Raw genomic sequence first — 11,348 nt, 5'->3', positions numbered from 1 at the left:
GCCGCGCACGGCCGGACACGGCAGGATGTGACGTATGAGCAGGTCCACGCGCTGGATCGTCGTGTCGGTGGTCCTCGCGCTCGTCGTGGTGCTTCTCGCCCCCTTCGTGTACTCGGAGGTGCGCGAGGGCCGCACGCCGCCGCCGCTGGGCCTGCAGTCGCCGGGGGTGTCGACGGCGTCCGCCGCGCCCGCCGTGCCCGGCCCGTTCGACGTGGACGGCGAGTGGGTCGTCGGTCCCGGCTCCGAGGCGGGCTTCCGCGCCGACGTCCTGGACGTCCCGGCGGACGAGGCCGTGCTCCTGGGCGTCACCCCGGACGTCACGGGGACGTTCCGGGTGCGGTCGGGATCGCTGCAGACCGCGACGGTGACGGTCGAGACGACGACGCTCCGGACCGGGTCCTCCGTGGCGGACCGCCAGCTCCAGCAGGCCCTCGAGACGGACCTCTACCCGACCACGCTCTTCTCGCTCACGACACCGCTCGACGTGAGCGAGCTGGCCACGACCACGTCCCCGGTCCGGCTGGAGGCGTCGGGTGCGCTGACGATCCGCGACGAGACCGAGGCCGTGACGGTGGCGCTCGAGGCGCAGCGGTCCGGCTACGGCGTCCTCGCGACCGGCGCGATCGGCGTCCGCTTCTCCGACTTCGGCATCGCCGTGCCGCCCGTCGCGCCGGTCCAGGTGCGCGACGAGGGCACGGTCGAGGTGCGGCTCCAGCTCGTCCGGCCCGCGACACCCTGAGGGCCGCGGACGAGCCCGTGACCTAGGGTGGACGCGTGGACCACCCGACCGACCTGACGCCCGTCGCCCAGGACTACCTCAAGGTCGTCTGGGCCGCCCAGGAGTGGTCGGACGAGAGGGTGACGACCAAGCTCCTCGCCGAGCGCATCGGCGTCGGCGCCTCGACGGTGTCGGAGACCGTGCGCCGCCTCAGCGCCCAGGGCCTCCTCGAGCACGCGCCCTACGGGGCGATCACGCTCACCGAGCGCGGGCGCAGCCTCGCGCTCGCCATGGTGCGACGCCACCGCCTCCTCGAGACCTATCTCGTGTCCGAGCTCGGCTACGGCTGGGACGAGGTGCACGACGAGGCCGAGGTGCTCGAGCACGCGGTCTCCGACCTGCTCGTGGAGCGGATCGACGCGCGCCTCGGGCACCCGACGCGCGACCCGCACGGCGACCCGATCCCCGGTGCCGACGGGACCGTCGTCCGCCCGCCCGCCGTCCCGCTCGCGGACCTCGTCGTGGGAGACCGGGGGACCGTGGCGCGCATCTCGGACGCCGACCCGGACGTCCTGCGCTACCTCGCGGAGATCGGCGTCGGCCTCGACACGGGCGTGGAGGTGCGCGAGCGCCGCGAGTACGCCGGCATCCTCTCGGTCGTCTGGTCGCCGCCCGATCCGGTCGGGTCGGGCTCCGGTGCCGACGCCGCGCGCCCGACGCCGCCGGCGCAGCTCGGCCTGCGCGCCGCGGACCACGTGTGGGTAGTGCGCGCGGAACCCGTCTCCGCCTAGACTGGCCGCCTGCCCCCTGTTCCGTTCTCGTCGCCGACGTCGTCGACACCCCTCGAATCGATTCGATCGCTGACTCGGTCCGAGGCCGCCACCGCCGCCCTGCCCACGACGCCCGAGGACACGATGACCGACAGCACCGCCACGCCCGCGCCCCCGGTGGACGCACCCCCCGCGAGCACCGGACGCCTGCGCGGGGCCGGTCCCGCGCTCCTCGCGCTCGCCATGGGCGGCTTCACGATCGGCACGACCGAGTTCGCGACGATGGGCCTGCTCTCCGACATCGCGACCGACCTCGACGTCTCCATCCCCACGGCGGGCCACGCCATCACGGCCTACGCCGTCGGCGTCGTCGTCGGGGCCCCGCTGCTCACCGTCGTCGCGGCGCGCCTGCCGCGCAAGACGCTGCTCGTCGCCCTCATGGCGTTCTACACGCTCGGCAACCTGTTCTCCGCGACCGCGGGGAGCATCGAGACGCTCGTCGCCGGCCGGTTCCTCGCCGGACTTCCGCACGGCGCGTTCTTCGGCGTCGGGGCCGCGGTCGGCGCCGCCGTCGCGGGCCCCGGACGCCGGGGACGCGCCGTCGCGACCATGATGGCAGGGCTGACCATCGCGAACGTCGTCGGCGTCCCGCTCTCGACGTTCGTGGGGCAGCAGCTCGGCTGGCGCGCCGCGTTCGTCGTGGTCGGCGCGCTCGGTCTCGTGACGCTCGCCGCCCTCTGGTGGCTGATCCCGGCCGGCGCGGGGAACGAGGACTCGAGCGTGCGCCGCGAGCTCGGCGCCCTGCGCAACGGTCCGCTCTGGCTCGGGTTCGTCGGCGCCGCCGTCGGGTTCGGCGGCATGTTCGCCGTCTACTCCTACGTCGAGCCGACCATCACGCGCGTCACCGGCCTCTCGTCCGCCGCGGTACCGCTCGTGCTCGCGATCTTCGGCGTCGGCATGACCGTCGGCACCGTCCTCGGCGGCCGGCTCGCCGACCGTTCCGTCATGCGCACCGTCTACCTCGGGTTCGTCTCCACCGGCGTGACGCTCGCGCTGTTCGCCCTCACGGGCGAGCACCCCGTCCCCGCCGTGCTGTCGCTCTTCCTGCTCGGCGTCACCTCCCAGGTCCTCGGCCTCGCGCTGCAGACGCGCCTCATGGACCTGTCGCCCGCCGCGCCCTCGCTCGGCGCGGCGCTGTGCCACTCCGCGCTCAACGTCGGCAACGCGAACGGAGCGTTCCTGGGCGGCCTCGTCATCGCCGCCGGCTGGGGCTACCTCGCCCCGGCCTGGACCGGCGTCGTGCTCACCGTCGCCGGCCTGGGGATCATCCTCCTCGTCGGCCGCCGCCCCGCCGGCGTCGTCGTCACCACCCTGCCCGACGACGCCCGCTCGCCTGCGACGGAGCCGGTCGGCCTGCCGAGGTAGAGCCCTGGTCCGCCGAGGTAGAGACCTGGACCGGGGCTCTACCTCGGCGGACTCCCAGCAGGGACCCAGCGACGCGCGGTAGGTTGTGCCCTGCGCGCACCGCCGTGCGCCCCGTCACGTCCGGCGCGAGCCGGTGACCCACGAGGAGCGTCCCCGTGAGCAAGAGCGCCACCGCCGGTGCGAGCGTGTCCGCCGACCACGACGACGAGCCGCTGCCGTCGTCCGGTCCCCGCCCGATCAGCGTGCGCACGATGGGCTGGTTGCTCGTCGTGCTCGGCGCGATCGGTCTCGCCGGCTCGGCGGCGCTGGCGATCGAGAAGTTCCTCAAGCTCGCGGACCCGAACCACGTGCCGTCGTGCAGCCTCAACGCGCTGCTGGACTGCGGCGACGCGATGGACTCCTGGCAGGGTGCGCTCCTCGGGTTCCCGAACCCCTTGCTGGGTATCGCCGCGTTCCCCGTCGTCATCACGACCGGCGTCGTGCTGCTCGCGGGCGCGCGGCTGCCGCGCTGGTACTGGCTCGCGCTGCTCGGTGGGACGACGCTCGGCATGGGCCTGATCGTCTTCCTCATCTGGACGACGATGTACGCGATCTCGGCGATGTGCCCCTACTGCATGGTCGTGTGGTTCGCCATGCTCCCGCTGTTCTGGTACCAGGTGGTCCACGCGGTCCAGGAGGGGTACCTGCCGGCGGGCGACGGCGTGCGTCGCGCCCTCGTGGGCAACCGGCACCTGTTCCTGGCGATCGGCTACGTCGCGCTCGTCGCGTGGATCCTGCTGGTCAAGGGCCCGATCATCATGACGCTGTTCTGACGCGCGCCGTCACCTCGCGAGGGGCCGTGACGCGCGTCGCAGCGATCAGCGCCAGGCCGGCTGGTCCGGAGCGGCGTCCTGCGGGTAGCCCTGCCCGGCGGGCTGCTGGGGTGCGGGGGCGCCCTGCGCCTGGTGGGCGGACTGCGCCGTCGCGCCGGGCTGGCCCGCCGGGATCGGCGTGACGACGACCGCGGTGCCGTACGCGCACACCTCCGAGAACGACGCCGCGATCTCGCCCGTGTCGAAGCGCATGCCGACGACGGCGTTCCCGCCGCGACGCTGGGCCTCCTGCACCATGCGGTGCATGACCTCCTGGCGGGACTCGTAGACGAGCTTCGTGTACTCGGTCACCTCGCCGCCGCCGATCGAGCGGAACGAGGCGACGAAGTTCGCGCCGATGTTCGCGCTGCGCACGGTCATGCCCATCACCTCGCCGAGCACCGCGTCGATACGGTAGCCGGGCACCTCGTTGGTCGTCACGATGATCACGGCGCACATCCTCGCACGGGCTGGACGGCCGCCGTCGGGCCTCCCGCCGGCCGGTAAACTCGGCCGCGTGACCACGCCTGACACCGCCTCGATCCCGCACGCCTCGGACGCCCCCGCCGCGGGCGGCCCCGCCCACCGCTACACGCCGGCGCTCGCGGAGCAGATCGAGCTCAAGTGGCAGGAGCTCTGGGAGCAGCGCGGCACCTTCTGGGCCGCCAACCCCGCGGGGGAGCTCACGGACGGCGACGGCCAGGGCCCCGAGGGCGCGAGCCCGTACTTCATCATGGACATGTTCCCGTACCCGTCGGGCGCGGGCCTGCACGTGGGGCACCCCCTCGGGTACATCGCGACGGACGTCGTCGGGCGCTTCCGGCGCATGCGCGGCGAGAACGTGCTGCACGCGCTCGGCTATGACGCGTTCGGCCTGCCGGCCGAGCAGTACGCCGTGCAGACGGGCCAGCACCCGCGCGTGACGACCGAGGCGAACATCGCGAACATGCGTCGGCAGTTGCGCCGCCTCGGCCTGGCGCACGACTCGCGCCGCACGTTCGCGACGATCGACCCCGACTACGTGCGCTGGACGCAGTGGATCTTCCTCCAGATCTTCGACTCCTGGTACGACGCGGACGCGCTGCGCCCCGACGGCGGGCGCGGCCGCGCCCGCCGCATCGCCGAGCTCGAGGCGGAGCTCGCCTCTGGCGCGCGCCCGGTGCCGGCCGGTGTCGAGGGCGTCGAGGAGGGCACGGACTGGGCGACGCTCACGCCGGAGCAGCGCCGCGCCGTCGTCGACTCCCAGCGCCTCGCGTACGTGGACGAGTCGCCGGTGAACTGGGCCCCGGGCCTGGGCACCGTCCTCGCGAACGAGGAGGTCACGGCCGACGGCCGCTCCGAGCGCGGCAACTTCCCGGTGTTCCAGCGCAGCCTGCGCCAGTGGAAGATGCGCATCACGGCGTACGCCGACCGCCTCGCCGACGACCTCGACCTCATCGACTGGCCCGAGAAGGTCACGGCGATGCAGCGCAACTGGATCGGGCGCAGCGAGGGTGCGCTGGTGCGGTTCGCCGTGCTCGGCACGCCCGACGGCGCGAACGACGCCGCGGCGGAGTCCGGTGGCGAGATCGAGGTCTTCACGACCCGCCCGGACACGCTGTTCGGCGCGACGTTCATGGTCGTCTCGCCCGAGCACCCGCTGCTCGACGAGGTCCCGGCGCACTGGCCGGACGGCACGTCGAGCGCGTGGACCGGCGGGCACCGCTCGCCGGTCGAGGCGGTCGCCGCCTACCGTCGCGAGGCCGCGGCGAAGACGGCGGTCGAGCGCCAGGCCGACGCGGGCAAGAAGACGGGCGTGTTCACCGGGCACCTCGCGGTGAACCCGGTGAACGGGCAGACGATCCCGGTCTTCACCGCCGACTACGTGCTCATGGGCTACGGCACGGGCGCGATCATGGCGGTCCCCGGCGGAGACGAGCGCGACTTCGCGTTCGCCGAGGCGTTCGGGCTGCCGGTCGTGCGCACGGTCGAGCCCGAGGGCGGGCTCCCCGAGGACTTCACGGGCCCGTACACGGGCGACGGCGTCGCGGTCGGGTCGTCGAACGACGAGGTGTCGCTCGACGGTCTCGACGTGACGGAGGCCAAGCGGCGCATCACGGAGTGGCTCGTCGGCAAGGGCCTCGGCGAGGGCACCACGACGTACCGCCTGCGCGACTGGCTGTTCAGCCGCCAGCGCTACTGGGGCGAGCCGTTCCCCATCGTCTGGGACGAGAACGACCAGCCCGTCGCGATCCCCGACGCGCTGCTGCCCGTCGACCTGCCCGACGTGCCCGACTACGCCCCGCGCACGTTCGACGCCGACGACGCCGACTCGTCGCCCGAGGCGCCGCTCGGTCGCAACGACGAGTGGGTCAACGTCACGCTCGACCTCGGCGACGGGCCCAAGCAGTACCGCCGCGACACCAACACCATGCCCAACTGGGCCGGGTCGTGCTGGTACTACCTGCGCTACCTCGACCCGCGGTGGGACGGCGGCGCGGACGACGTCGTCGTCGACGGGGGCCTCGAGCGTTACTGGATGGGCCCGGAGCACAACCCGAGCGCGGGCCGCGCCGGGGGAGTGGACCTGTACGTCGGCGGCGTCGAGCACGCCGTCCTGCACCTGCTGTACGCGCGCTTCTGGCACAAGGTCCTCTACGACCTGGGCCACGTGACGAGCGTCGAGCCGTTCCACAAGCTCTTCAACCAGGGCTACGTCCAGGCGTACGCGTTCACCGACGCGCGCGGCCAGTACGTCCCCGCCGCCGAGGTCACGGAGGAGCCCGCCTCCGACGGCTCGGGCGAGGTCGTGTACCGCTGGAACGGCGAGGTCGTGCAGCGCGAGTACGGCAAGATGGGCAAGTCGCTCAAGAACGTCGTCACGCCCGACGAGATGTACGCCGAGTACGGCGCCGACACGTTCCGCGTCTACGAGATGTCGATGGGTCCGCTCGACCTGTCGCGCCCGTGGGAGACGCGCGCCGTCGTCGGGTCGCAGCGGTTCCTGCAGCGGCTGTGGCGCAACGTCGTCTCGGAGGAGACCGGCGAGCTGACGGTCGTCGACGAGCCGGCCGACGCCGCGACCCTGCGGGCGGTGCACCGCGCCATCGCCGACGTGCGCGTCGAGATGGAGCACATGCGCCCGAACACGGCGATCGCGAAGCTCATCACGCTCAACAACCACCTCACGTCGCTCGACCGCGTGCCGCGCGAGGCCGTCGAGCCGCTCGTGCTCATGACGGCGCCCGTCGCGCCGCACATCGCCGAGGAGCTGTGGCAGCGCCTGGGCCACGAGCGCTCGCTCGCGCACGAGCCCTTCCCGACGGCCGAGGAGCGCTACCTCGTCGAGGACACCGTGACGTGCGTCGTCCAGGTCAAGGGCAAGGTGCGCGCGCGCCTGGAGGTGCCGCCGTCGATCACGGAGGAGGACCTCACCGCCGCAGCGCTCTCGGAGCCGAACGTCGTGCGAGCGATCGACGGCGCCGAGGTCCGCAAGGTCATCGTCCGGGCCCCGAAGCTGGTCAACATCGTCGTCTGACGCCCGACCCATCCGCTGAGTGCATGAAATAGTCGCGTCCGAGGCCGTCGGGCGCGACTATTTCATGCACTCAGCGGGTGAGCGGGTGCCCGACGGCGGGCCCTCGCCGCCCGGACCCGGCGCACCAGGCGCTCGGGGAAGCGGAGCACGTCGTCGGCCGTCGCGGTGACGATGATCCAGCCGGCGTCCTCGAGGCGCTGCCGCCGCTCCACGTTCACGGCGCCATGTCGCCGGGTCGGTCCGGTGGACGTCACCGTCGTACTCGATCGCGATGCGCAGCTCGGGGTAGGAGAGGTCGGGCAGGGCGAGGAACTGCCCGCCGTCGTCGTGCGCCGGGACGTTCACCTGCGGGCACGGCAGTCCCGCCTGGACGAGCAGGAGTCTTGTCCGGGTCTCCATGCTGGAGTCGGTCCCCGGTCGGACGAGGTCGATGGCCTCGCGGCACCGCACGATGCCGCGCATCTTGTACGTCGCGTCCATGAGCCGCCGGAGCTCGCGGACGGTCGTCGCAGGGTTCTTCCGCCGCGTCATCGCGTCCGCGAGGACGACGACGTCATCCGGCAGCAGGGCGTGCGAGAGGTGGAGCCAGGTCTGGGCCGCGGACGTGACGGGAAGCCCGTGCGCGGTGGTGAGGGTCAGCGCTACCTGGCCGCAGAAGTGCGCGACGACGTTCGACCGCTGGGGGCGCTGCCATCGCCGCGGCGCGACGACGTGGACGCGGTCGTCGTCGGCCAGGCGTCAGGGAACCTCGACCCCGAGCAGACGCAGCGCGGTGACGTGGCTGAACGCCGCGCCGTCGGGCAGGACCCTGGCTGCCGCGGTACACACGTCGACGGCGGACGTGAGGCTCCCGCGCGGGGCCCGCACCCCGGCGAAGGGAGCCTCGAACGTGGGGCTGCGCAGCGACGCGGGTGTCATGCCGAACGTCTGCGCCGTGCGCGTGCGAAAGGGCCCGGTCGGGCTCTGGCTGATCACCATGCCGCCCGAGGATGCCGCCCGCTGCGGGCCCGCGAAACCCCAACCCACGACGCTGTGGACAACCACGTCGTGAGTGCATGAAATAGTCGCGCCGCACCGGTTCGGACGCGACTATTTCATGCACTCAGCGGGTCGGGGGTCAGCGGCGGCGGGTGCCGAAGATCGTGCGGGTGAGCTCGCGGCCGAGCTGGGTGCCGGCGGAGCGGAGGAACGAGTCGAGCGGGCTCGACGACCGCGACGACCCGCTCGACCCCGAGCGGGGCTTGGCGGCGTCGCGCTCGAGCTTCGCGCGCATCTTCTCCAGCTCTGCCTGCTCCTTCTTGGCCGCGCGCTCGGCCTCCTGGGCGGCCTCCTTCGCCGCCTTCTCCTGCGCTGCGGCCTCGACCTCCGCGGCCTCGGCGGCGGCACGGGCCGCGGCCTGCTCCTGCACCCTGACCTGCAGGAGCTCGAACGCGGACTCGTTGTCGACCGCCGTGCCGAAGCGCGCGAACCCGGGCGAGGCGGCCACGACCCCGTCGAGCACGGCCGCAGGCGCCGGCTCCATCGACGACTGCGGTGCCCGCACGCGGGTCCAGGCGACGGGGGTCGGAGCGCCCTTCTCCGTGAGCACCGTGACGACGGCCTCACCGGTCCCGAGCGACTGCAGGAGCCGCTCCAGGTCGTAGGGGGACGTCGGGTAGGTGCGCACCGCCGCACGCAGGGCGGCGGCGTCGTCGGGGGTGAACGCGCGCAACGCGTGCTGGACGCGGTTGCCGAGCTGGGCGAGCACGTCGGCGGGGACGTCCTTGGGGCTCTGCGTCACGAAGAACACGCCGACCCCCTTGGACCGCACCAGGCGCACGGTCTGCACGACCTGCTGGAGGAACTCCTTCGACGCGCCCGTGAACAGCAGGTGCGCCTCGTCGAAGAAGAACACGAGCCGAGGCTTCTCGGCGTCCCCGACCTCGGGCAGCTCCTGGAACAGGTCGGCGAGCAGCCACATGAGGAACGTCGAGAACAGCGCGGGGCGGTCCTGCACCGCCGGGAGCTCGAGCGCGGAGATCACGCCGCGGCCGTCGGGGGCGGTGCGCAGCAGGTCCGACGTCGCGAACGCCGGCTCGCCGAAGAACACGTCCGCACCCTGCGCCTGGAGTGCGACGATCTCGCGCAGGATCACGCCGGCGGTCGCGCTCGAGACCCCGCCGATGCCCTTGAGCTCCGCCTTGCCCTCGTCCGACGTGAGGTAGGCGATCGTCGACTGCAGGTCCTTGAGGTCGAGCAGCGCGAGCCCCTGGGAGTCGGCCCAGTGGAAGATCAGCCCGAGGCTCGACTCCTGCGTCTCGTTCAGCCCGAGCACCTTCGAGAGCAGCAACGGGCCGAAGTCCGTGACGGTCGTGCGGATCGGCACACCGACCCCGAGACCACCGAGCGAGTAGAACTCGACGGGGAAGGTCGTGGGGCTCCAGTCCTGCCCGATCGACGCCGAGCGCTCCACGATCTTCTCGTTCGACTCGCCGGGCACGGCGAGCCCGGACAGGTCGCCCTTGACGTCCGCGAGGAACACGGGCACGCCTGCGGCCGACAGCCCCTCCGCCATGCCCTGCAGCGTCTTCGTCTTGCCGGTCCCGGTCGCGCCCGCGACGAGCCCGTGCCGGTTGAGCATGCTGAGCGGCAACCCCACCTGCACGTCGGCGCGCGGCGTCGGGTCGGCTCCCGGCTCGCCCTCCAGCAGCGCACCGAGCGCGAGCGTCCCACCTCGGTAGGCGTAGCCCGCGGCCACCTCGGCGGCGTAGCCCTCGATCGGCCCGGCACCCGACGGCGCAGCCCCCTCGGCGGGAGCGTCCGCGTCCGCGCTCGGTGCGGTGCCCGTCGGCGCAGCCTCCTCGGCGGGTGCGTCCGCGTCCGCGCTCGGTGCGGTGCCCGACGTCGCCGCGCCCTCCCGAGCGGCGGCCTCGGCGGCCTCGAGGGCGGCTTGCGCGGCGCGGGCCTTGGCCTCGGCGGCCTCCGCGGCCGCCTGTGCGGCCGCCGCGCGCAGGGCGGCGAGCTCGGTCGGGGACTGTGCGGCGTCGTCGGCCATGCTCGGATCGTAGGGGCGGTACCGCGCAGGCGCAGCCGGGCCGGGATGCGGCACGTCCCGCGCGCGCCGTAAGGTGGCGCGGCCATGACCGACCACCACGTGCACGTCGTCACCGACTCGACGGCCTCCCTTCCGCCCGTCCGCGACGAGCGGCTCCGCTCCGTCCCGCTGCACGTGATCGTCGACGACGAGTCCTCGCTCGAGGGGGTGGGCCTCACCGCCGAGGACGTGGCGGCGCACCTCCAGGCCGGTCGCCGGGTCACGACCTCGCAGCCGACGCCGCGCGCGTTCGCCGAGGCGTACGCCGCGGCCGCCGCCGCGGGCGCGCGGGAGATCGTCTCCGTCCACCTCTCGGGCGCGCTGTCGGGCACGGTGCACGCGGCCGCGCTCGCGGCGGCGGACGCGCCGGTCCCGGTGCGGGTCGTTGACTCCCGGACCGTCGCGATGGGGCTGGGCTTCGCGGCGCAGGCCGCCGCCCGGGCCGCGGCGGCGGGGGAGAGCACGGACGTCGTCGCCCGGCGCGCCATCGAGGTCGCCGACGCGAGCCGCGCCGTGTTCCTCGTCGACTCGCTCGACCACCTCCGTCGTGGCGGACGCCTCAGTGCCGCGTCGGCGGCGCTGGGGACGGTGCTCGGCGTGCGGCCGCTGCTGGCCGTCCGGGACGGGAAGATCGAGGTCGTGCAGAAGGTCCGGACCAAGGCCGCGGCGGTCGAGCGCCTGACGACGGTCGCCGTCGAGTCTGCCGCGCGCCGCACGCGGCCGGCACTCGCGGTCCACCACGTCGGGGACGACGCCGGGGCGTACCGGCTCGCGTCCGAGCTGACCACCCGCACGGGCCTCGACGTGGTGGTGACCCCGGTGAGCGCGGTGCTGGGGGCTCACGTCGGACCGGGCGTGCTGGCCGTCGTCGTCGCGGAGCTCGCGGACCGCGGCTCGGGCGTCGAGGACCGTTCGACCACGCGCTGAGAGACCCCCCGGGCCCCGTCTCCCGGCGGAGCCCGGCGGGTCGTGGCCGTGCACAGGACCGTCCGCG

10 protein-coding genes are annotated in these 11,348 nt (G+C 73.7%); 6 read left to right on the top strand and 4 right to left on the bottom strand.

Features of this window, described 5'->3' with window-relative positions; genetic code table 11:
- Nucleotides 1-34 precede the first annotated feature (34 nt).
- The 4 genes from JOE63_RS14865 to JOE63_RS14850 all read left to right on the top strand — a co-directional run bounded on the left by JOE63_RS14865 (nucleotide 35) and on the right by JOE63_RS14850 (nucleotide 3,725).
- Nucleotides 35-739: a YceI family protein gene (locus tag JOE63_RS14865; protein WP_204542361.1), complete on the top strand. Its 705-nt coding sequence runs from the start codon at nucleotides 35-37 to the stop codon at nucleotides 737-739.
- A gap of 35 nt (nucleotides 740-774) precedes the next feature.
- Nucleotides 775-1,509, top strand: coding sequence for a metal-dependent transcriptional regulator (locus tag JOE63_RS14860; protein WP_264030611.1), 735 nt, complete (start codon nucleotides 775-777; stop codon nucleotides 1,507-1,509).
- 123 nt (nucleotides 1,510-1,632) lie between these two features.
- Nucleotides 1,633-2,913 carry an MFS transporter gene (locus JOE63_RS14855; protein ID WP_204542360.1) on the top strand — a complete coding sequence of 427 codons (1,281 nt, stop codon included), beginning with the start codon at nucleotides 1,633-1,635 and terminating at the stop codon, nucleotides 2,911-2,913.
- Nucleotides 2,914-3,068: 155 nt separating this feature from the next.
- The gene (locus JOE63_RS14850) at nucleotides 3,069-3,725 is read left to right on the top strand and encodes a vitamin K epoxide reductase family protein (RefSeq protein ID WP_244286201.1); all 657 of its coding nucleotides are present in this window, start codon (nucleotides 3,069-3,071) and stop codon (nucleotides 3,723-3,725) included.
- 45 nt (nucleotides 3,726-3,770) lie between these two features.
- Here the strand turns inward: JOE63_RS14850 and JOE63_RS14845 are convergent, their stop codons facing one another.
- On the bottom strand, nucleotides 3,771-4,214 hold the full coding sequence (locus JOE63_RS14845; protein ID WP_087469302.1) for a YbjQ family protein: 444 nt from the start codon (nucleotides 4,212-4,214) through the stop codon (nucleotides 3,771-3,773).
- 67 nt (nucleotides 4,215-4,281) lie between these two features.
- Here JOE63_RS14845 and leuS point away from each other — a divergent pair, with 67 nt between their 5' ends.
- A complete protein-coding gene (gene leuS / locus JOE63_RS14840) occupies nucleotides 4,282-7,281 on the top strand; it encodes a leucine--tRNA ligase (RefSeq protein ID WP_374059046.1) in 3,000 nt (999 codons plus the stop codon).
- Nucleotides 7,282-7,338: 57 nt separating this feature from the next.
- On the opposite strand, the gene JOE63_RS14835 is transcribed toward leuS, so the two are convergent.
- The 3 genes from JOE63_RS14835 to JOE63_RS14825 form a co-directional block, all read right to left on the bottom strand.
- Nucleotides 7,339-7,812 carry a hypothetical protein gene (locus tag JOE63_RS14835; protein ID WP_204542357.1) on the bottom strand — a complete coding sequence of 158 codons (474 nt, stop codon included), beginning with the start codon at nucleotides 7,810-7,812 and terminating at the stop codon, nucleotides 7,339-7,341.
- 207 nt (nucleotides 7,813-8,019) lie between these two features.
- Nucleotides 8,020-8,259, bottom strand: coding sequence for a hypothetical protein (locus JOE63_RS14830; protein ID WP_204542355.1), 240 nt, complete (start codon nucleotides 8,257-8,259; stop codon nucleotides 8,020-8,022).
- Nucleotides 8,260-8,398: 139 nt separating this feature from the next.
- On the bottom strand, nucleotides 8,399-10,315 hold the full coding sequence (locus JOE63_RS14825; protein WP_204542354.1) for a helicase HerA-like domain-containing protein: 1,917 nt from the start codon (nucleotides 10,313-10,315) through the stop codon (nucleotides 8,399-8,401).
- Nucleotides 10,316-10,399: 84 nt separating this feature from the next.
- Here JOE63_RS14825 and JOE63_RS14820 point away from each other — a divergent pair, with 84 nt between their 5' ends.
- Nucleotides 10,400-11,281, top strand: coding sequence for a DegV family protein (locus JOE63_RS14820; protein ID WP_204542352.1), 882 nt, complete (start codon nucleotides 10,400-10,402; stop codon nucleotides 11,279-11,281).
- Nucleotides 11,282-11,348 lie beyond the last annotated feature (67 nt).

Origin of the sequence: Cellulosimicrobium cellulans, from assembly GCF_016907755.1 — a bacterium.
Lineage (GTDB): Bacteria > Actinomycetota > Actinomycetes > Actinomycetales > Cellulomonadaceae > Cellulosimicrobium > Cellulosimicrobium cellulans_D.
This window is presented reverse-complemented; position numbering and strand designations above follow the sequence as displayed.

Coding starts and splice junctions, on each gene's coding strand:
- JOE63_RS14865 (WP_204542361.1), top strand. CDS start 35: ATGAGCAGGTCCACGCGCTGGATCGTCGTGTCGGTGGTCCTCGCGCTC.
- JOE63_RS14855 (WP_204542360.1), top strand. CDS start 1,633: ATGACCGACAGCACCGCCACGCCCGCGCCCCCGGTGGACGCACCCCCC.
- JOE63_RS14835 (WP_204542357.1), bottom strand. CDS start 7,812: ATGACGCGGCGGAAGAACCCTGCGACGACCGTCCGCGAGCTCCGGCGG.
- JOE63_RS14830 (WP_204542355.1), bottom strand. CDS start 8,259: ATGGTGATCAGCCAGAGCCCGACCGGGCCCTTTCGCACGCGCACGGCG.
- JOE63_RS14825 (WP_204542354.1), bottom strand. CDS start 10,315: ATGGCCGACGACGCCGCACAGTCCCCGACCGAGCTCGCCGCCCTGCGC.
- JOE63_RS14820 (WP_204542352.1), top strand. CDS start 10,400: ATGACCGACCACCACGTGCACGTCGTCACCGACTCGACGGCCTCCCTT.